Here is a 22,334-nt window from a genome sequence, read left to right on the forward strand (position 1 = left end):
GCAGGGCTGATTCATTCCATTTCAAACAGGATTTGTCAAGATGGTTAGCAAGAAAATTGTAAGTAAGCGTGACGAAGAGATGAACATTTAAGCACTGAAATATCAGTAAAATAGTTGGTTTCATCGGCACGCTAGTAACAAAATAACTAATTTTTAATCGCTAGAACCCTTGATTTTTCAAGCTCTTTGGGGAATGAATCAGCCCTGGGGGGCAGGGGGGAGATAGTGCAGCGTAAAGCCTTCTTTTCTCTTAAGGGGAGACGCTACGGGAACTAGAGGCTTGTCTGCGACCCATAGGGGTACGCCAACGGCATAGCGTCTCGTAGAGACGCTACCGAAGAGCGTCGGGCAATTTTCCTTCTGCCTCCTGCCTCCTGCCCTCTGCCTCCTGCCTCCTGCCCTCTGCCTCCTGCCTCCTACCTCCTACCTCCTGCCTCCTTCAATAATTTAGCGATCGCATTTTACCTTGTGAAAATTTTATGCTTAAAGGTTTAAGAGTTAGTATGCTGCTATTGGCAGCGATGGGAAATTTGGCATGGTCATTTAGTGCCAAAGCAAATTTTAACGGCAAACTCACCGTGGAAATTGATGGCTTGAAGAATCAAAAAGGACAAGTCTGTGCGAGTATATTTGCTAGCAGTGAAGGATTTCCTAGCGATGGCGATCGCGTCTTACAAAAGCAGTGTACTAAGATTACTGAAAATCCCTTACCAATTACCTTTGATAATTTGAAAGCAGGTAGTTACGCCGTTGCTGTCTTCCACGACCAAAATAATGACCGCACTCTCAATAGCAATATTTTTGGTATCCCAAGCGAAGGTTTTGGATTTTCCAGCAACCCAGAAATTCGTACAAGAGCGCCCAAATTTAGCGAAGCAGTATTTTTAGTGGCAGGGCCAGATACTAATATCCAAATCCAGTTGAAATATTTTTAAGGAACATGGATTAAATAAGATGCAAAACTTTATCCTGTCTCTAGCTTCCCTCTCCTTTATAAGGCTACGGTGTACACACATCTTGGTAATGAAGCCCCGATCCTGGATTTACCCCCCTTAATCCTCCCTTGTAAAGGCAGGGCTGATTCATTCCATTTCAAACAGGATTTGTCAAGATGGTTAGCAAGAAAATTGTAAGTAAGCGTGACGAAGAGATGAACATTTAAGCACTGAAATATCAGTAAAATAGTTGGTTTCATCGGCACGCTAGTAACAAAATAACTAATTTTTAATCGCTAGAACCCTTGATTTTTCAAGCTCTTTGGGGAATGAATCAGCCCTGGGGGGCAGGGGGGAGATAGTGCAGCGTAAAGCCTTCTTTTCTCTTAAGGGGAGACGCTACGGGAACTAGAGGCTTGTCTGCGACCCATAGGGGTACGCCAACGGCATAGCGTCTCGTAGAGACGCTACCGAAGAGCGTCGGGCAATTTTCCTTCTGCCTCCTGCCTCCTGCCCTCTGCCTCCTGCCTCCTGCCCTCTGCCTCCTGCCTCCTGCCCTCTGCCTCCTGCCTCCTGCCTTCTGCCTCCTGCCTTTCTTGATAAAGCACTAATCAGACAAAAAGTAGGAGGTTCTATACCCCCTACTTTTCCCCGCTTGGGTAGAGAATTTTACGGAATCAGTTCAATCGACTAATGGTGTCTTGATAGCTCATATTAAGAATATGCCAAAGAATGAACCAAAGAAATATTTACCCTAAAGTCTCCCAATTGAGCTTTGTTCATCAGAAAATACCGTTGCATCACCTTCTTTAAGAAATCCACTGTAGGCTTCCATACCGTGTTCGCCGATATCCAAACCTTCTAATTCCTCTTCTTTGGATACTCTAATACCTAAAGTCGCTTTTAGTGCCAACCAAAAAATACTACTGAGTAAAACAGTGATGCCACCTACTGAGACAACGCCCAGCAACTGAACACCAAACTGTCCAAAGCCACCACCTGAAAATAAACCTTTTTCTGGGCCAAGTGTATACCAGGTAAAAACACCAGGGCCAACAGACCATAGACCAACTGCTAGGGTTCCCCAGATACCACAAACTAAGTGAACTGAGGTAGCTCCCACTGGGTCATCAATGCCAAGTTTGTCAAAGAATGTTACAGAGAAAACTACTAGTACTCCAGCAATGAAGCCAATTACTAAAGAACTAGCGACACCTACGTAAGCACAAGATGCTGTAATCCCAACCAAGCCAGCCAAAATACCATTGATAATCATTGACAGGTCTGGTTTACCTAAGTACAACCAAGCTGTGATGGTGGCGGCAATTCCACCACCAGCAGCAGCCATGTTAGTGGTTAGAGCAATATGACTGATCGCACCGGGATCGGCAGCCATTACAGAACCGGGGTTGAAACCAAACCAGCCCAACCACAGGATCAAACAGCCTAACGTAGCAATACTCATGTTGTGACCGGGCATTGCTACAACTTGCTTGTCTTGATATTTACCAAGACGGGGGCCAAGAAATGCTGCTCCCATCAAAGCTGCCCACCCGCCTACAGAGTGAACCACTGTACAACCGGCAAAATCCCAAAAGCCTCTGTCTGCTAGCCAACCACCACCCCAAATCCAATGTCCGGTAATGGGATAGGCAATGCCTACAAGTAAGAGGCTGAAAATTAGGAAGTCAATAAACTTAATCCGTTCGGCTACTGCACCAGAAACGATTGTTGCTGCTGTTCCAGCAAACACTAGTTGGAATAAAAACTTAGCTGCTAAAGGTACACCAGCCCAATTAAGAGCACTGAAGATACCTTTATAAGCGTCTGCTGTGGCGGGACTATTATCTACTCCTTTTAAGAAAAACCCATTCAATCCAATGAAGTCATTGCCATCACCGAACATTAAGGCAAAACCGATTGACCAAAAGGCAACGGTAGACAGAGCAAATACAATCAAGTTTTTGGAAAGAACATTGACAGCGTTTTTCTGGCGACAGAAGCCAGTTTCTAACATACAAAAACCAGCGTTCATGAAGAACACTAAAAAAGCAGCGATCGCTACCCACAGGGTGTCAATAGCAATTTTGAGTTCTGCTGTCGTTGGCGCTGCGGCTGGAGTTTGGGCAACTGCGGCATAACCCCAACCCAAGACAATCAGACAAGCGATAGGTAAACAAGCTTGCCAACTGGGAGAAAGTCGCTTAATCAGATTAAATAGCTTGACTTTAGAGTTAGATTGTGAATTGATATCGTAATTTCTTGCAGACAAATGCCTCTTTTTTGGTTTTGATTTTTGTTTGTACATGAATTTGAGCATCATCCTCTAAACCATCCTTAAAAAAAGGAAAAAACAGGTTAATCAGAAAAAACTGTTGTCCGAAGTTAAATCCAGTGGTTTTTGATATTTTTCTTTTAGACCACTTGTTTAAAAACCAGAAACTCAAATAACCTTAGTAGGAGTTTAAGAAACTATTGGCACATCTGTAAATATTTTTTATAGTTATTAGTAAGAAATTTATGATGTATTTTCTGAAATAGTCAAGTCTTCTTCACTTCATCTTTAATCTTAGAAAAAAATTGGCTGATAAATTGCTCAAAATTGTCTTGAATAATGACACATAAGTGTCCCAGCGCTTTGAGACCACCAAACATCAAAAAGCTAAAGCCGACGTTGAAAACTGCGATCGCTACTACGCCTAAAATCTGTATACCTAATAAATCAAAGCCACCACCCAAAAATAACCCTGCCTTATTCCACTTACCTGTGCGGGTATATTGAAAAATTATCGCCGATCTCGCTAAGTATTTTCCGATATTATAAAATTGGATAATTCTGAATATTGTTAATTTTTTATACAAAGAGTTAATTCTTTGTGACTTTAAAGGTATATCATTTCATCACTACACTCAAAATTTTGTATTAAAAGCAACGCAGATTTCCCACACTTATCCTGAGATAGCAGCTTGGTCGAGCTATTTATACAAGATACAGCGTTTTGCAACTACATGACTCACATCGAATTGTTACAACAAGGCTAACAAACCTAATTTCCTTAAAAAAACCGGGTTTAGAGTACCTTTAATATGGGAAACTTGGCAATATTCCCTATAAATCAGATTTAAGATGAGTAACACAATTTCGGATATTGCAGTCAAGACCATCAACGGTGAAGATAAGCAATTAAACGACTACACCGATCAGGTACTCTTAATTGTAAATGTGGCTTCCTTCTGTGGTTATACTTCTCAATACGAGGGGTTAGAAAAGTTGAACCAAAAGTATGGAGAAGCAGGTTTACGTATTTTGGGGTTCCCTTGTAACGATTTTGGAGCGCAGGAACCAGGAAGCAATGAAGAAATTGTGCAATTCTGCACGAGTAAATATGGTGTTAGCTTTGAACTATTCGATAAAGTTCATGCCAAAGGCTCACAGCAGCATCCACTTTATGAGCGACTTACTAAAGCCGTTGAGCCAACGGGAACTGTTGCTTGGAACTTTGAAAAATTTTTAGTTAATAAGCAAGGTGAAGTGGTAGCTCGATTTAATAGTAGTGTCCAGCCAAATTCACCAGAGATAATTGCCACAATTGAGAAGGAATTAGCAAAATAGTCATTAGGTAAGAAGTTCTGTACTATTAATGATTGACTGTTAGCTCTGGACTGTTAAAATTATTTACTTCCAGACAATTAATTGAGAAAATCGTCTCAATGAGTAGTTTAATTTATTTGTGTCTAATTTGTCATGAACGTTGCAATCATTGGTTGTGGTTATGTTGGTTATAAAGTTGCTCAATATTGGCAGCAAGATATGAATTTTGTTGTCAGTGTAACCACAACTTCGCCTGAGCGTGTCCCTGCTCTACAATCAGTATCTCAAAGAGTTGTAGTTACCTGTGGTAATGACATAGATAGTCTAAAATCAGTTTTACATAATCAAGATGTTGTACTTTTGAGTGTTGGGGCAAAAAATAGCGAAGTTTATGAAGAAGCTTACCTACAAACTGCCCAAACTTTAGTTTCGTGCTTACAACAGATTAAGAGTGTAAAACAATTAATATACACAGGTAGTTATGCAGTATATGGTGACAGAAATGGTGTCTGGGTAGATGAAGAAACACCCCTTGCACCTCCTAATTTAAATGCCCAAATTCTCCGAAAGACAGAAGAGGTGTTGCTATCAGCATCTAGCGAAAATCTCCGTGTTTGTATCTTCCGCTTAGGAGGGATTTATGGAACTGGTAGAGAACTGTTGAAAATATTTGGTAGATATTCTGCTACAACCCGTCCGGGCAATGGTGAGGATACCACAAATTGGGTTCATCTAGATGATATTGTTGGTGCGATAGAATTTGCCCGTCACCGTCGTTTGCAAGGGATTTACAATCTGGTAGATGATGCACATCTCACCAGCCGAGAATTGCTAGATAGCTTATTTGAAAAACATAATTTACCCAAAGTAGAATGGGATACATCTATCCAGAGTACTCGCCCATATAATGCTTGGGTATCGAATGAAAAGCTCAAAGAAGCTGGATACGAGTTGATTCATCCACAGATAATTTTTTAGCAAGTATTAAAAACTAGGAATTATGCAACCATCTGCTGTAGCTAACACAACCAATTTAACAGCATCTCCTAGCCAGTTTTACAGTTGGCAGAATTATCGTTGTGCCTACGAAGTTCATCAACCAATTAATACAACATCTGAGGGCATTCCCTTACTGTTAATTCATCCAATCGGCGTGGGATTGTCGCGGCGATTTTGGCAGCGATTTTGTCGCGAGTGGTATAGTACAGGTCAGCGTAATTTAATTTACAACCCTGATTTACTAGGATGTGGTGAAAGTGAAATGCCCCGTATAGCTTACACTCCTAGTGATTGGGCAGAACAGTTGCAATCCTTTTTACAAACAGTAGTCCAAAAACCTGTTATTCTAGTAGTACAAGGTGCTTTATTACCAGTTGCTATCCAACTAGTCCAAAAGGAATCAAACTTAATTGCCGGACTGGTGCTTTCTGGGCCGCCAGCGTGGGCTTTGATGACAAATAAACCACCAGAATGGCAGGAAAAATTCCTTTGGAATGTCTTAGATTCGCCTTTTGGCAGTGCTTTTTATCGCTATGCACGCACTCCAAAATTTTTGCGTTCTTTTTCGATTCGTCAACTCTTTGCTTCTGAAAATGCTGTGGATGCAGAGTGGTTAAATACATTGCTTACAGGTGCAGAAAATCCTGCTAGCCGCCATGCAGTGTTTTCTTTTTTAGCAGGGTTTTGGCGAGATGATTATACTAGTTTTATTGCCTCTATTGGGCAACCAACATTAGCGGTTATGGGGGAAACTACATCGAGTATTAGCCAAGACAATAAAAAAGAAACGCCAGATGAACGCTTGGCTCACTATCTTGCTTGTTTGCCTGAAAGTCGAGGTATAAAAATAAACGGGCGTAATGTTTTACCCTATGAATCAACCACTAAATTTGTAGCAGCGATCGCTCCATTCATTAATAAAGTCTTTTAGCTGATTGATAGTTACATTTTACCAGTTCTCCCATGATAGGTTATGACTGGAATTGATTACTAAAGGCAAGCAAAACTATGTTATCCAATCGCCGAGGACAACGAGTACCCAATGTCACTTTTCATACTCGCAATACTAATGAGTGGGTGGATGTGACAACCGATCAGCTATTTGCTAATAAGACAGTAGTTGTCTTCTCTTTACCGGGTGCTTATACTCCGACTTGTTCATCCACTCATCTCCCTGGCTACAACGAATTAGCTGCGGTTTTCAAACAAAATGGTGTCGATGACATTATCTGTATTTCTGTCAATGATGCCTTTGTGATGAACGAATGGGCAAAGGATCAAGAGGCAGAAAATATCACATTAATTCCTGATGGTAATGGTGAATTTACTGAAGGCATGGGTCTATTGGTAGATAAATCAGACCTGGGATTTGGGAAGCGATCGTGGCGCTATTCTATGCTGGTGAGAGATGGTGTAATTAACCAGATGTTTATTGAACCAGAAGAGCCTGGAGATCCCTTTAAGGTATCGGATGCTGAGACAATGCTCAGATATATCAACCCCCAAGCAGTTAAGCCCGAAGTAGTTTCCCTGTTTGCGAAAGTGGGTTGTCCCTTCTGTGCCCGTGCTAAGGCAATGCTCAAGGAACATGGCATCAACTACGAAGAAATTACCCTGGGTAAGGATATCACCACACGATCGCTAAAAGCAGTTGCAGGTGCAACAACAGTTCCCCAAGTGTTTATCGATGGTAAATTAATTGGTGGTTCTGAGGCATTAGAAGCCTACTTCGCTGCTAAATAGGGTTGAGTAGGATTGCAATACTGCGTAGGTTTTGCCTAAAAAATAGAAAATTGTAGGTTAAGTTGAGGAACAAAACCCAATATTTGGTGTGGTTTGTTGGGTTCCGCTATTGCTCAACCCAACCTACGAATATTCTTAAACCGAGCGGTATTAAGTAAAGTTGCACAGCCATCAACTGTGTCAATTTCAGGTGAAAGCCATGATATTTTTGACCGTAGCCTGATTTGTCAGAATTGAAAAACAAAATCCCCGACTTCGTAAAAGTTGTCGGGGATTTTGTTTTTCATTAGTAGTTAACAAATCTTCAGATGGGTAGATGTATTTTTGTCCAGCTATTCACTATCGATCGGATAAAATTGATTCGGATTGAATTTACATTTATTTAAAATACAATATGTTTAGCAGAATTCGTGGTCTTTTGAGCCAATTTTTCAGCAGAACAAGAACAATCAATAACGAACCTCTGAATAAAGTCAGTTTGATTGTCATTATTATAGTTGATATTTTTATCTTAATTAATGTTTTTACCGGACTTGATGATATTAGCAGATGGCATATCAGTCCGACTGAAGCTTATCCATGTTATTCAGAGTGGCAAAATTACCGGATAAAAACTACTAAAGATAAAGACTATGAAATTGTTAGACTTTCATTGTCATCTTACACGAACAATCAATTTAGTTTTCGGGGAAACTATCAACAAGCCGAAGCCGGACATCTGGGTAAGGTTTCTCAAACGTGTTTACAATATGCCGATTACAAAGATAAGATTAAGAATTCGGAAAAGCAGCAAATTATCAAAACTATCGAGCAAAAACAAGCAAAAATTAGTAGACTGGAACAAGCCAATAGCACTATTAAATCTCAGTATGACTCAACGCTCTTAGAAAAAATTGCAGGTCAGAGTAGCGAACAATCAATTAACCAAGTCAGTGCTGAAAAAGCTAAACAGGCATTAGAAGAAAATAATCGCCAAATTTCTACTCTTAAACAAGAAACTTCTACTCTTAAAAATGAACTACTTACCAAACCAGAAAGCATTAGTTTTATAGCCTTTATTAAAGATAACAATCGATTCCAAGAAGTCGATAAAGGCTATCAGCAGGCATCATTTTGGTATCCAAGTATTCAACTTGGTTTTCAGTCTCTCTTTCTTTTACCACTGATTCTCATTGCTTTATTAGTTCATAAATTTTCCCAAAGAAGAGGATATGGACTCGTTTCGCTAATTAGCTGGCATTTGCTAGTTATCTTTTTTATCCCATTAATCGTTAAAATATTTGAATTTCTCCAAGTAGGTGCAATATTTAAATTTTTATTTGATATAATTAGCGCCATTTTTGGCGGTTTACTTTTCCTGATAAATTATCTTTATATCTTGCTGATTCCAGTTATTGGTTTTGGAATCATCCAGTTTTTTCAAAAATTTGTCTTTAACGCTAAAGTCCAAGCAGCTAGCAGAGTTCAAAAATCAAGATGTGTCAATTGTGCCAAGAAAATTCGACATCTTGATACTTACTGTCCCCACTGCGGTTATTATCAGTATATTGAATGCCATAACTGTCATAATCTTACTTATAAGCATTTGTCATACTGTAAACATTGTGGAACTTCTCAAGTTTCCAGTAATTTGTAATCAGTGAAGTCATCGATTGCCTTTTAAATTTAGACATGGAAAAAGAGAAACAAATTAATAAAGAGAGTCAATCGCCGCTTGATTTTCTCAAAAACCTGTTGATTGCTCGTTGGCGATCGCTCTTACTCCTTTTGATCGGAGTCTATTTACCTTTGCAGGTTTTTGAAATCCTGACAGTGAGGATATGGGAGAATCAAGCGGGTTTTCCGTGGGATGTACCGATTCTGTTGGCAGTTCATTCTACAACAAACCCACAGTTAGATGTTTTAGCTGTCACCCTAGCTACAATTGGGTTGCCTTGGACGGCGATACTGATTTTGGGTGCGATCGCACTAATATTATTACTTAAAAAACGCTGGCGATCGCTAGCTTATTTACTCACCGCCTCAGCAGGAAGCGTCATCATCAACCGCACCGCAAAGCAATTAATGCATCGAGTGCGTCCACAATTGTGGCAGTCCATTGCACCTGAGTCTAGTTTTGCATTTCCTAGCGCTCATGCGATGACGAGTGTAACACTGGTAGCAATTTTGCTGTTCTTAACTTGGGCTACCTCTTGGCGCTGGTTGGTTCTTATATTTGGCAGCTTATACATCATCGCAATTGCGTGGTGTCGTCTCTATCTAGGAGTTCATTTTCCTAGTGATATTCTTGCAGGTTGGATGGTTGCATTAGGTTGGACAATTGGTGTAAGTCTGATTATCAAACCGTATATAACTATAGCCAAATCCTTAGATGGCGAACGTCCTAAAGATGAAACTACTTTACTCCCTGAAGAAATAAAGTCGATAAATGAGGAGTAATTTCAGCCCTCACCCTAAATCCCTCTCCCAAGGGAGAGGGACTTTGAAATTGGCTCTTCTTCTCGCAATTTTGGGAGAAGGAGTTGAGGGCAAATTTTGTATTTGTGCAAGATGATTATTAAAACCAGAGCAAAGCAAAAAAGTTATCCAGGAGATGACGAAACAAGTGATTGCTACTTTTGGTTTAACTCAAATTTCGTGAAATGGTATCAGTCACAGATAAGAAGTTTTTGCGTCATGTGTCATATTTGATAACGCTGCATATACCTCGCGAACCTTTTTATGTTCTGTGCTACCCCAGTTTATTGAGCCGATACATAACATCCACTCATTAGGGCACAATCCCCTGGACGATGCTTATTCACGAAACAATCAGCGTTTGAGACATTGTGCCTTAACCAAAGAATACGGGTTTCAGCTTTCTCGGCTACCTTTTAAGACATGGATTATTTGTCCAGATAGTAACTACTTCTGACAATCCTGTGGACCCCCCGTGTAAACAATCGATTGGTAGCGTCCTTGGTCTGTTTGGATTGTTACACAGTAGTTGGTTTTGCCTTCTAGCCAGTAGCTATAGTTGCGATCGCTACGGTCTTTCGGGATGAAAGTTAGATAATGTCCGTTTTAGACGTATTTATGAGGTGTGACTTGAATTTGTCCTGGGTAAAGAGACTTGATTTGCGCTTCGGTGTCGCCAATTTTTGCACCTTTGAAAGTCAAGAATTTAGTTTTGCTATTCATAATTGGATATTTTCCTCAGTTAAGTCGATAATTTCATCGAAGCAAAAGTTACGGACTAAATTTGCCAATTTTTCTGTCAAAGCAGAATGAGTTTGGGGAATTTGCTCAATTAGTTGCAAAATCCTTTCAGCATCGACTTCAACGGCTGCCTGATTAAGTTCTATTAGCCATTGGGCAGGCATAATGGTAATTGCGGAGCGAAGATCCAAGATGGAAGATTGAGTATTCTCTAGGTTTTTGTCTGTTCCATCTTCATTGCTTTCTTCTGCACAGATATAACGTACTTGCAAATATTCAGCGATTTTTTCAAAAATCACTTGCTCCCGGAATGGCTTACGAACCAAGTCGTCACAACCTGCGGCTAAGATACTTGCCTGTTGTTCTTCAAAAGCGCTGGCAGTTAGGGCAATAATTACGGTGCGGAAATTTGTAGTTGTATTTTTTTCCCTGGCTCTAATCTCTTTAGTTGCATCGTAGCCGTTTATGACAGGCATCCGCATATCCATCCAAATTAGATGAGGTTGCCAGGTTTGCCAAATTGCGATCGCTTCTTGTCCATTATTCGCAGCCTCAATTTCAAAACCAATGCTACCAAGAAGTTGCACTATGAGATCGCGGTTTTCTTTACGGTCATCTACTACCAGAATACGGTAAGTAGGTTGGTTTGCTGCCAGTTTGAGTACGCGTCCCTTATTTAATTTTGGTGTAGTTTTCAAAGCTGCGGCTAAATTCACTTGAATGTCAAAACTAAAAGTAGCTCCTTGCCCAAGGCGACTCGTCAAGTGAATATCGCCTCCCAGCAACCGCACAAATTGACGACTGATAGTCAATCCTAATCCAGTACCCTCCTTAGTTTGAATACCGCTGGTTGTCTGGACAAAAGGCTGAAACAGATTAGTCATTTCTTCTGCTGCTATTCCCCGTCCAGTGTCTTGAATTTCAAAAAATAAGGATGGGGAAGAGGCAGAGGGGCAGGGTGCGGGGGGCAGAGGAGAGGAATTTTCCCCCTGCTCCCGTTCGGCTACGCTCACGGCAAGCCTGCTCCCTGCTCCCTGCTCCCCACTCCCCAACCTCACCCGCAACGTTACTCCCCCACTCTGAGTAAACTTGACGGCGTTACCCAAAAGATTAATGAGAACTTGACGGAGTTTACCTTCATCTGTTTGGATGTAACGGGGGAGATTGGGAGCCATTTCAAATCTGAGAAACAATTGCTTCGCTTGCGTCCGCACTTGGAACATCTCTTGTAATGTTTGCAACAGCAGATAAAGGTCGAAGTCTTCAGGGTTGAAAATGATCTGTCCAGCCTCAATTTTGGACATTTCCAAAACATCGTTAATCAGATTAAGCAAGTGTTCTCCACTGCGGTTAATGGTAGCTAATGATTCACGCTGGTTTGAGTTGAGGCTAGTGTCTCGCTCCATTAATTGGGAAAAACCCAAAATCGCATTTAGAGGAGTGCGGAGTTCGTGACTCATGTTAGCAAGGAAAGCACTTTTGGCTCGGTTGGCAGTTTCGGCGGCTTCTTTGGCAATTCTCAACGCTTCTTCTGCCTGGTATCTAGCTCGACCGATCGCAATTATTTCACCTACCAGTTTCAATAGATTAATATCTTCTTGGTTCCAGGTTTTTGAGTAGTGAATCATCGCTGCGCCAACAAACCCAACTACTTTGCCAGCATGAACCATTGGCACAGCGAGTATAGACTGAAACGACATACTTTCAAAAAGTTTTCGCTCAGGTAAATGCAGGGGTAAATCTTCCACACAAGAGATTTGTCGATGCTTACCACGGAGAATCGGCTCGTAGAAATAGGGGAAAACTTCCACAGGCGAACCTCTGGCAATATCAATCAATGGTGCAACATCTTCGCCACACCATTCATGAATCAGGTTGAATTCACGTTGATATTGGGAGCATTCAAAAATGCAGCTGTGTTCAGCATCAATAAATTGAGCGATCGCTCGCAGTGTAAAATTAATTGCTGTTGCTAAATCTTGGTCAATAAATTGCCGAGAAATGCTGCTGATTAAACTTTCGGCTTGAGTACGACGTTGCAAGGCTGCTTCAGCTTGTTTGCGTTCTGTAATATCGCGTCCCACACCGGCGATCGCAATTTCACCATTGGGAGTGTTAATTGTGGAAGTATTAAAGTTGAACCATCGCCAGCCACCATCTTGATGGCGCAATCGCACTTCAATATTAGTCAACTTTTCGCCAGTTATCGCCCTTTGTAAGGCACTGGCGCTAATTGCGAAATCTTCAGGCTTGGTAAACTCCACCACAGAATGACCTTCGATTTCCTCTAGGCTGTAACCCATGATTGCAGTCACATTCGGTGAGTGATAAGTAAAAATTCCTTCTGGTGAGAGGACAAATATCAGATCGTTGGCATTTTCAACAATGCTACGGAATTTTAACTCACTTTCTTGGAGGGCTGCTTCGGCGCGTTTGCGTTCTGTGGCATCGGTGCCGACTGAAAGAATTTCGATTAAGTTTCCTTGGGCATCTAAAATGGGTTTATTCGCCCAGACTATCCAGACGCGATCGCCATTTTTACATAAGTTCTCGTTTTCGTTAAATAGATAGTTTTCTGGCTGCTGACAAATATCAACCATTAATGTCTGCAAATCGCGTCCAGAAGTTTCGGTTTCTGGAACAATTGTACCGATAACATTGCTTCCTGTAATTTCATCTATATCGAAACCAAAAAGCCTTTGACCGTAGTCATTTAAAAATATAATATCACCATTGCCATCCCAACGCAGAATTATACAGTTAGCCGTTTGCACCAAATCGCGGTACTGTGCTTCGCTTTGGCGTAAAGCCTCCTCGGTGCGTTTGCGAGCCGTAATATCCCGCACTATTGCTAAAATATGTCGCTTGCCATTGTAAATGCAGGTTGTTCCTTTGACTTCCACATCTATTAAACTGCCATCTTTGCAGATATCAACTGCTTGTCCATAAAATTGCTCACCAGCTCGTGTTTTCTCGACAAACTCTAGAAAAACAGAATGTGAGTCTGGATGAATATAAACAGATGGATATAAAGCGAGAAATTCTTCATAAGAGTAACCGTGCATTTGACAAGCCGCCGGATTAACTTCGACGACTTTTTCAGTCTCTATTTCAGTAATAAATAGTCCATCATTGATTGCTTCAAAAATACTGCGGTATTGTAATTCACTTTGTCGCAGTGCTGCTTCTGCTCTTTGGCGTTGGGTGATGTCGCGGAAGCTCCACACTCTACCAATAATTTGTTCGCCGATGCGCTGAGGACAAGAGTAGCGCTCAAATACTCTGCCATCTTCTAGTTCTAACCAGTCGTAACTAACTAATTCCGGCTGTGAATATAATTCTCGGACTCGTTGCAAAAATCCATCGGGATCTTTTAGCTGATTTGCCAGATATGCTAGTCGCTGAGGATGATCTGGTTCCGTCAAAAGTCCTGGTGGAATTGACCACATTTCTAAGAACTTTTGATTGTAACTAGCAATCTTACTTGAGCTATCGACTACTAATATACCGTCTTGAATCGATTCAAAGATAGCACTCAACAGAGACAGAGAGTTTTCTAAAGCTACTTGAGTTTGTTTGCGTTCGCTCAGATCCCGTCCTAAAACCACCAAAGCTTTGCGTTTACCATCTTCGTGAAATAGGGGAGCTTTAATCATATCTAAACTGCTCATTGTCCCATCAGGGCGAGGAATAGCTTCTTCTACCCGATGCACACATCCCAATTGCCAAGCTTGTTCATCTGTTTTATCGCAGTTGAGCAAAGCATCGTAATAAAAATTACTAAATTCTGCCAGTTCTGAGTCTCTTTTGCCTTGATAATCAACGCCTTGTAGCTCTAAAAATTCTAGGTTAGCCTGGTTTGACAGCAACCATTTTCCTTCGCCGTCTTTTAAACAGATAATATCGGGTGTAGCGTTAATTAATGTCTGCAATCGCTCCTCAATCTCTTGCAAGGATTCTTGAGTGCGTTGAGTCAGCGTGATATCCCGAATTACCAGTATTGCACAGCGATCGCTAATCAATCCAGTACAGCTACCGGAAATTTGTAGCGTTATTTGCTCATCTTGCTGCAACTGATAATTTGTTGTTTCATAATCTCCATTGAGTATCTGCACATCAGGATAGCAGGATAAAGCAACTGGTTGTCCTAATTGTGTCAGGGGTAGCAAGTTAGTTAACTTCCCACCGCAGACAGTAGCGTGAGATTGGTTTACCAGAGACTCAAAGCGAGAATTGCACCATTGAATGAGTCGGTCTTCTCCTACCCAGACTACAGCATCAGCGATCGCACCAAGTGTTACTTCCATCTTGTTCACAATGGCTTGCAATTGCTTTACTTGCTCTAGCTGTTGTGTACTCATCAACGACTCCTGTTAAATAATTCGTAATGACGCTCCTGCGGACGCTCGAGTACTCGCTACCGCTTCGCTAACGCTACCGCTGCGCTAACGTAATTAGTAATTATTATGAATTAAATACTGTACAAATTAATAATCCTGTGCTAAAGATGATACTAATAAATCTGTATAGTGATTGTATCGTTAGTCCCTGACTGAAATATTCGACTACAGCAAAACTACATATTCTCTTCATTTTACAAAAATGCGATCGCCAAATTAACAAATGCGAACCCCGAAATAACAAATGCGAACCCCGAATCAACAAATGCGAACCCCGAAGTAACAAATGCGAACGCCGAATCAACAAATGCGAACCCCGAAGTAACAAATGTGAACGCCGAATCAACAAATGCGAACCCCGAAGTAACAAATGCGATCGCCGAAGTAACAAATGCGAACGCCAAATTAACAAATGCGTAAGCGTATCCAGCACTTCTCTACGAGACGCAGCGCGTAGCTTGCTCCCCCGGAGGGGTACGACAAAGCTCAGTGACCACCGTAGGCATCTTAAAATACATCGGTTCTCAGTTGAGTGCAATACAGACCTAACCCCCAGCCCCTTCCCTACAAGGGAAGGGGAGTAAAGTCAAAGCCTCTCTCCTCTTAGGAGAGAGGTTTGGAGAGAGGTCAGACTGTATTGCTTCCATTCGAGAACCGATATAAATCAAACCCTTGCAGTACAGTAATTACAAATTATGCCCAGCGGCTACTTGGTATAAAGATTGTATCGTTAGCCCATCATTGGGATATTCAACTACAGCAAAATTACATATTACCTGAAAGCGATCGCCATCGAAGGCTGTGAATATTTGCTGGCGGAGGGTAGTTAAAATCTCACTAAGGCGATGGTTTACTTCTGTTTTGGTTAACCCAGAAACTCCCACGACAAATTCTCCATTACCCCAATAACCTAGCACTTCACCACTGCAAAATACCGATTGGAATAAACGACTCCATCTTTGCAATACCTCGTTTCCAGCCTGATGACCATACTTGATATTAATTTGACGAAAATCAGTCACACTTAGGATCGCCAAGCAAACAGATTGCTGATTTTTCTCAGCTTGAGCAATTAGGTGCTGCAAGTCGCGGTTAGACTGAAACTGATTTGCTAGCCCGGTTAAGGGATCTTTAGTAGAAAGCGACTGGAGTAAACGACTGCGTTCTAAGCGATGGGTAATACGTGCCAATAGTTCTGCACCGACAACAGGTTTAATCACATAATCATCTCCCCCAACAGCAAACACTTGCTGCACAGTTTCCATCTCTCGGTGAGCAGTCAGAAACACAATCGGTAATTCTTGCCATTGGGGATCGGTACGAACTGCTCGGCAAAGTTCGATACCATTTATATGAGGCATTTCCACATCCAAAATCAACAAATCCGGTTTAGTAGATTGCAATACTTCCCAGAAACGTAGCGGATTTTCTAATCCTGTCATCCGCATACCCCACGGCTCTAACATTGGGCGCAGTGCTGCTAGAATCAGTGGGTCGTCATCTACTGCCAGTATATTTACCCGCAAAGAACGAGTACGTTGTAATATTTGGGACGAAACATCCCAAACTTGAGCAGCTGTTACAGGCTTAACCAAAAAACCCCGTGCCCCATACTGAGCAAAAGTTACGCGTTCTACTAACTCATCAGTCGCAGCCAGCACCAGAACGGGTACGGGTGGAGTACGCGTTGCTAAGTCCGAAAGTAGTGCCAAACTTTCTTTACGCCAGCTGATATCATCGACATTTAGCACTACTAAATCTGGTAATGTGGTTTGGAGAAAGTTTTTTGCATCCTCTAAGTTGCTGATTTGCTGCCAGCATATTCCCATACACTCAACGAGTTGTTGCAACTGAGAACCTAGTTGCAGATTCGGGTCAATTAATATCAATCGGGTACTAATTTCGGGTGCGATCGCAGTAGAAGTTTGGTAATCTACATTTTGCCCCATCAGATTAATTATGTTACCCAAATCTTCAATCAGCGTCAGCAATTGCCGCTTTTCACTTGCTGATAAATCGCCATCTTTCCCTAAAATCTGTTCAATTTCCCGCGCTAGCTGAGTGCCATTATCTTGCTCAAACATTCCCAACACACCAGCTAGTTTGTGCGCCTCTCGTTCTGCCGATTGACGTAACTCCTTAGCCAGCGTTTTACTAGATAGTGCTGCTGCTAATTCTTGCAGTACCATCAACCGCTGCACCATCAACCCCTGATATTGCTTCCACAAGCCACCCATCGCTTGCTGAAACTGCTCCTTAACTTGAGGAATTACAACTTGCGATTTTTCTTTCCCCCCCTGCTTCCCCTGCCTCCCCTGCTCCCCCTGCCTCCCCAGCTCTCTTCCAGTATTCAGCCGATATCCCAAACCATAAACATTTTCAATCCAGTCTACTGCCCCGACTGCTTTCAACTTTTGTCGTAAGTATTTAATGTGCGATTTTACAGTTTCCTCCTGGGGTGGATCGTCAAAAGTCCACAAATGCTCAATGATATCCCCCCGACTAAAAACACGCGATGGATTCCGTAAAAATAGCTCCAGCAAACTATATTCTTTGGCTGTTAATTCCAGGAGTTTGTTGTTATATGTGACTTCGCAACTACTGGGATCTAGCCGTAGTGAGCCTACTTCCAGTATAGGACTACAGGGGCGATCGCCTCGACGAATCAACGCCCGTATCCGTGCTTGCAATTCTTCCAAATCTAAAGGTTTGATCAGATAATCATCTGCACCTGCATCAAGTCCCTGAATCCGCTCTCTACTACCATCTTTCGCCGTCATCAGCAGAATCGGAGTGAAGCAACCACCAGAACGCAATCGCTGACACAATGTAATACCGTCCAGTTTTGGTAATCCGACATCTATTAACAACAGGTCATAGTTCGTACTTTGCGTGTATTCCCAACCCATTTGTCCGTCTTGTACGACATCAACAACATAGTGTTGCTTAGTCAGAGACTTCAACAAGACACTTGCTAAAATTTCTTCATCTTCGATTAGCAAGATTCTCATATAGCACTCCGATTTGATTTCTGAATCATTCGTAGAGTTAAGGGACTGGGGACTGGGGACTGGGGACTGGGGACTGGGAAGAAGGAATAAAGCTGTATTGAGTTTTGTTTAAAAATCAAATATGAGTCCTATACACCCGTCCAAAATATAACCCAATACGGTTCAGTTAAGCATTTTTTTCTTCTCTCTGTTTCCTCTGCGCCTCTGCGGTTCGTTAAAAAAATTGAGTTTGACAAAGAGTTTTAACCTTAACTGAACCGTATTGAAATATAACCTGCTACTACTTCACCCAAAAAAAATAGTACATTAGGTAGCTATTTTTCTACAAGCATAAAATAAAAGAATTTAGCAAGTCTTCTTATTTCGGTTACATTGAAATTCACCTTATACTTAACTCCTAACTTCTGGCTCTAAAAAATGGTTCCTTCCAAACGAGTTTATTTATTATTGGTTTTAGGTATAGCAATCGCCCCGATCCTATCCTTATTTATCAGCATTAAAGCAACCATCGCCATCACTGTACTATTTGATGCCATCATTCTCGGACTGATGGTTGCAGATGGTTTGCGGATACGGCGTTCTCGCGTGCAAATTACCCGCGAATTACCATCACGATTATCCATTGGGCGGGATAATCCAGTGGTGCTGAAGGTGACATCACAAAATACCGACGCTCAAATTGAAATCCGCGACTATTACCCAACAGGATTTGGCGTGTCTGCACCTGCACTCAGCGCCATTGTTCCCAGTAACAGCACTGAGGAATTGACGTATACCGTCCACCCGACACAGCGGGGAGAGTTTCCTTGGGGGAATATTCAAGTTAGACAGTTGGGGCTTTGGGGACTAGCTTGGGATGATTGGCAAATTCCTCAAAGTCTGCCAGTGAAAGTTTATCCTGATTTAGTAGGATTGCGATCGCTCACAATTCGTCTGACACTGCAATCATCGGGATCGATGCGCCAATCTCGCAAAACTGGTATTGGTACAGAGTTTGCCGAACTGCGAAACTATCGCACTGGTGATGATTTGCGGTTTATTGATTGGAAAGCTACAGCCCGTCGGGTTGGGGCTTATGGTAATGCCATGCCACTGGTGAGGGTTCTAGAACCAGAACAGGAACAAACGTTACTAATTTTACTCGATCGCGGCCGGCTAATGACGGCAAAAGTGCAGAATTTGCAGCGATTTGACTGGGGATTGAATGCAACTTTATCCTTAGCTTTGGCAGGTTTACATCGAGGCGATCGCGTGGGTGTTGGTGTATTTGACCGCCAAATGCATACGTGGATTCCCCCAGAACGCGGTCAACATCATTTGAATCAGCTAATCGATCGCTTAACTCCAATTCAACCAGTGTTATTTGAATCTGATTATTTGGGGGCAGTCACAAATGTTTTGCAGCGACAAACTCGGAGGGCGCTGGTGGTGGTGATTACCGATTTAGTTGATGTCACTGCCTCTACAGAACTCCTAGCAGCGCTCTCCAAACTAGCACCCCGTTACCTTCCATTTTGCGTTACTTTGCGAGATCCACAAGTCGATCGTCTAGCACACACCTTTACAGATGATGTCGCAAGTGCCTATACCCGTGCAGTAGCACTAGATTTATTAATGCAACGACAAGTAGCTTATGCCCAACTGAAACAAAAAGGTGTATTGGTACTAGATGCGCCAGCCAATCAAATTGCCGATCAGTTAGTTGAGCGATATCTGCAACTCAAAGCGCGAAATCAACTTTAGTAACTATCCAGATATAAAGGACTTGCAACAAAGAAATTATCCAATAATGTGGGGTATGCATCTTGCTATTGGTGTCAACTTAAGCCAAAGCATTCTGACTGTATGAGTTTGTCCTCACTCCCTCTAACTCCCCCGATGCCTTGGAGGAGAACCGGATATTTCCCCTCTTGGCAAGGGGGATTAAGGGGGGTAAATCCAGCGTTTGGGCTTCATTACCAAGTATTCTAAATTCTGCTGTATATATTACTCCTGACTTTTCACAGAATATGGATAAGGCGAATGGTTCGCGAATAATGTTCGCGAACCCACTACTCATCTTTGTTGTATTTAGAAGTTTCTTGGATTAAATCTTTCAAACCTTGGTTTAGAGTTTCAATTGAACGATCTAATGCTTCAATTTTGGCTCTGAGAAAAATTTGTTCTACAGCTTTTAAGTAGGCTTTACTACCAGCTTTGCCTAAGTGCTTGTAACGAGAACTCTTACCATCAATCTTTGTTGGAAATATTGCCGCGCTAGCCTGTAGTTTATAATACCAATATACTGATTTCCTCCCTTTAGCGAGATAGCGAACAATCCAACAGGAAGATGCAGCTACCTCCCCCGAAGCACTTATTGCTTGGATTTCTTTCTCCAGATGCTGTTTAGCTTGAACTACGCAATGTATGCGTGCATATAAATCTTCTTGGGGTGACGGTTTTGAATTATTGTGCATAAAACAAAAAATATACGGTTCGCGAATAACTTATACGAACCATTCTTGGCTCTACAAAGCTTTTAAACAATTAAAATTAAACCATTAATTTCAAAATGTAATAAGCAGTACAACAAAATGTAATAAACAGTAAAACAAAATGTAATAAAGAATACAACAAGCAAGTTTGGCACAAGGTTTCCAACTCTAACTAACTTCTTCACCAAACTTGTATCCCAATCACACTATTTTTTATATATTCTAAGTATCCTCCTAGCCACACTATTGCGCGTATTGTCCAATCAATAGTTAATTCCACATTATTTTTCGCTTTGGAGATGTACTAGCAAGCAGCAGATACATATGTAATTTAGTTAACATCTATGATGTAATGATTTATAGTTTAGTTCAGTACAAATAAGTCATTCTTAATAGTTTTATCGATATAAATAAGTCATTCTTAATAGTTGCGTGGCAATCAGAGTCAAAAAACCTATTATCAAAGACATCTCTCACCCACCAAGCGATAGCTTTCTGCTTTACAGCCCGATTTTAGAACTTTGCAATACTCTTTTATCTGCTAACGATACGTATACTAACTAAGAATAGAGGTAGTGTTTTGGTGTGTTATAACAGACTCGCTTGTTAATACCTGAAATCGAAAAATCATTTTATCTGTTTACGGTTCGCGAATATCATTCGCGAACCACTTCTATTCTCAACATCGCGTGAAAAGCCGCTAAATATTCTCCGCAAAAATGGTAATAGTTCCATAGCAACTTCTCAGCTATGAATCATATTGATATCCTTATCATTATAGGCTGAAATGTATGTGTGGCTAGGGTTATACGGATATGAAAGTACTTAAAATCAGTTACAGTAAAACGCTTTTCAAACAACCTGTAAATACAAAATGAGCTAAATAGCTTGACACTGCGAGGTTTTGTCTGATGGTAAGCAAAAAAAATTATGTAAAACTACTATTTATTCATTTCTAATAGTGCTATTCTTTTTTGTGGCGCTAAAAGGCAATCAGTAGATTGTACTCAGACAATAATCCTAAATAGGAAGTTAATCAAAGGTAAACAGGAAGTTAAGAAGGGAGAAGTATGCTTAAAATTCGTGATTTAGACTGCCAGCACAGTTACTTAGAATCTCTAAATGACGAGAAAGTCGAAAACTTAGTTAGAGGCGGTGGTACTACGATTTTACTATTGACAAGTGGAACAGTAGGTGTTTACGACGACACAGGAGCTAAGATAGACGCTAGTACTATTAGTTCTGCTTCAATATTTGCAGACGCTGCCGGGAATAAAATAGTAACGGGTGGAACTTTGATTAAAGCGACAGTAACACCAGTCAAGCGAAGATAACACGAAGATCACGTTAGTCTCAAATACCTTTTTTCAAGTTTCGTAATAGAATTTAACGGAAGTAGTCTGAGCGTTAGAGTATGTTTGCAAATTCAAGCATACTCTAAACTAGACTTTATCCAAAATTAAAAACTCGGTTTGCTTTATCCGGCAAAACCCTTGCTTTTTGGCAAATACTTTTTCAACTTCACAGATTATTGATGAAGTTAAAAAAGTAAAACTACTGTTGCACAAAGGTTTAAGAGGTTGTTTGAAAAGTGATTGGGTGTGATTTTAATTGCGTTGTTACCCCCCTTAGTCCCCCCTTTACAAGGGGGGAAAGAAAAAAATCCGGTTCCCTCCCCAATACATACGGGGAGGGTTAGGGATGGGTAAAAAATACTTGATACATCAATCATGACTTTTCAAATAACCTCTCAGAGGTAGCGTTCGCTTTCCTAAAAAAGTGGATTAAGTCGGCCTAACTTTTTAGTCGAATAAAACAACAATTCGCTTGTTTGCCACTTTGGCTTCAAGTGCTTTTGATTTAAGCACTTTTAGATAAAGAATGGTATGAAAAGTGCTGGTGTTCCAGATAATTCATCTAAAAGTGGATTATCAAACCAGTTCTAATTTGCATATTAATTATTCTGATAATTAAGAACTAAA

General features: G+C 41.2%; 14 protein-coding genes. 9 read left to right on the top strand and 5 right to left on the bottom strand.

Annotated elements, in window-relative coordinates; genetic code table 11:
• The first annotated feature begins 479 nt into the window (after positions 1 to 479).
• Entirely contained in the window at positions 480 to 935 is a 456-nt protein-coding gene (locus tag CDG76_RS19120) for a DUF2141 domain-containing protein (RefSeq protein WP_094350541.1), read from the top strand.
• A 754-nt stretch (positions 936 to 1,689) separates the two neighbouring features.
• Here CDG76_RS19120 and CDG76_RS19125 read toward each other — a convergent pair.
• Both CDG76_RS19125 and CDG76_RS19130 read right to left on the bottom strand, forming a co-directional pair.
• A complete protein-coding gene (locus tag CDG76_RS19125; protein WP_094350542.1) occupies positions 1,690 to 3,243 on the bottom strand; it encodes an ammonium transporter in 1,554 nt (517 codons plus the stop codon).
• A 233-nt stretch (positions 3,244 to 3,476) separates the two neighbouring features.
• Complete coding sequence (locus CDG76_RS19130; RefSeq protein ID WP_094350543.1) at positions 3,477 to 3,797, bottom strand: ammonium transporter; 321 nt, start codon at positions 3,795 to 3,797, stop codon at positions 3,477 to 3,479.
• Positions 3,798 to 4,062: 265 nt separating this feature from the next.
• On the opposite strand from CDG76_RS19130, the gene CDG76_RS19135 reads away from it, so the two are divergent.
• The 6 genes from CDG76_RS19135 to CDG76_RS19160 all read left to right on the top strand — a co-directional run bounded on the left by CDG76_RS19135 (position 4,063) and on the right by CDG76_RS19160 (position 9,708).
• Entirely contained in the window at positions 4,063 to 4,548 is a 486-nt protein-coding gene (locus CDG76_RS19135) for a glutathione peroxidase (RefSeq protein ID WP_094350544.1), read from the top strand.
• Positions 4,549 to 4,680: 132 nt separating this feature from the next.
• The gene (locus CDG76_RS19140) at positions 4,681 to 5,505 is read left to right on the top strand and encodes an SDR family oxidoreductase (protein WP_094350545.1); all 825 of its coding nucleotides are present in this window, start codon (positions 4,681 to 4,683) and stop codon (positions 5,503 to 5,505) included.
• Positions 5,506 to 5,527: 22 nt separating this feature from the next.
• Positions 5,528 to 6,457, top strand: a complete 930-nt coding sequence (locus CDG76_RS19145; RefSeq protein WP_094350546.1) for an alpha/beta fold hydrolase — start codon at positions 5,528 to 5,530, stop codon at positions 6,455 to 6,457.
• Positions 6,458 to 6,534: 77 nt separating this feature from the next.
• Positions 6,535 to 7,269, top strand: a complete 735-nt coding sequence (locus tag CDG76_RS19150) for a glutathione peroxidase (protein ID WP_094350547.1) — start codon at positions 6,535 to 6,537, stop codon at positions 7,267 to 7,269.
• Between the two features lie 394 nt (positions 7,270 to 7,663).
• Positions 7,664 to 8,905, top strand: coding sequence for a hypothetical protein (locus CDG76_RS19155; protein ID WP_094350548.1), 1,242 nt, complete (start codon positions 7,664 to 7,666; stop codon positions 8,903 to 8,905).
• A gap of 35 nt (positions 8,906 to 8,940) precedes the next feature.
• Positions 8,941 to 9,708, top strand: coding sequence for a phosphatase PAP2 family protein (locus CDG76_RS19160; protein WP_094350549.1), 768 nt, complete (start codon positions 8,941 to 8,943; stop codon positions 9,706 to 9,708).
• 737 nt (positions 9,709 to 10,445) lie between these two features.
• On the opposite strand, the gene CDG76_RS19165 is transcribed toward CDG76_RS19160, so the two are convergent.
• Both CDG76_RS19165 and CDG76_RS19170 read right to left on the bottom strand, forming a co-directional pair.
• A complete protein-coding gene (locus CDG76_RS19165; protein WP_094350550.1) occupies positions 10,446 to 14,828 on the bottom strand; it encodes a PAS domain S-box protein in 4,383 nt (1,460 codons plus the stop codon).
• Between the two features lie 725 nt (positions 14,829 to 15,553).
• Complete coding sequence (locus CDG76_RS19170) at positions 15,554 to 17,878, bottom strand: response regulator (RefSeq protein ID WP_094350551.1); 2,325 nt, start codon at positions 17,876 to 17,878, stop codon at positions 15,554 to 15,556.
• Positions 17,879 to 18,295: 417 nt separating this feature from the next.
• On the opposite strand from CDG76_RS19170, the gene CDG76_RS19175 reads away from it, so the two are divergent.
• Positions 18,296 to 19,621, top strand: coding sequence for a DUF58 domain-containing protein (locus CDG76_RS19175; protein WP_094350552.1), 1,326 nt, complete (start codon positions 18,296 to 18,298; stop codon positions 19,619 to 19,621).
• A 308-nt stretch (positions 19,622 to 19,929) separates the two neighbouring features.
• On the opposite strand, the gene CDG76_RS19185 is transcribed toward CDG76_RS19175, so the two are convergent.
• A complete protein-coding gene (locus tag CDG76_RS19185) occupies positions 19,930 to 20,334 on the bottom strand; it encodes a hypothetical protein (RefSeq protein WP_094350554.1) in 405 nt (134 codons plus the stop codon).
• 1,088 nt (positions 20,335 to 21,422) lie between these two features.
• On the opposite strand from CDG76_RS19185, the gene CDG76_RS19190 reads away from it, so the two are divergent.
• Positions 21,423 to 21,686: a hypothetical protein gene (locus tag CDG76_RS19190; RefSeq protein ID WP_094350555.1), complete on the top strand. Its 264-nt coding sequence runs from the start codon at positions 21,423 to 21,425 to the stop codon at positions 21,684 to 21,686.
• Positions 21,687 to 22,334 lie beyond the last annotated feature (648 nt).

The sequence above is a fragment of the Nostoc sp. 'Peltigera membranacea cyanobiont' 210A genome (assembly GCF_002246015.1).
Classification (GTDB): domain Bacteria; phylum Cyanobacteriota; class Cyanobacteriia; order Cyanobacteriales; family Nostocaceae; genus Nostoc.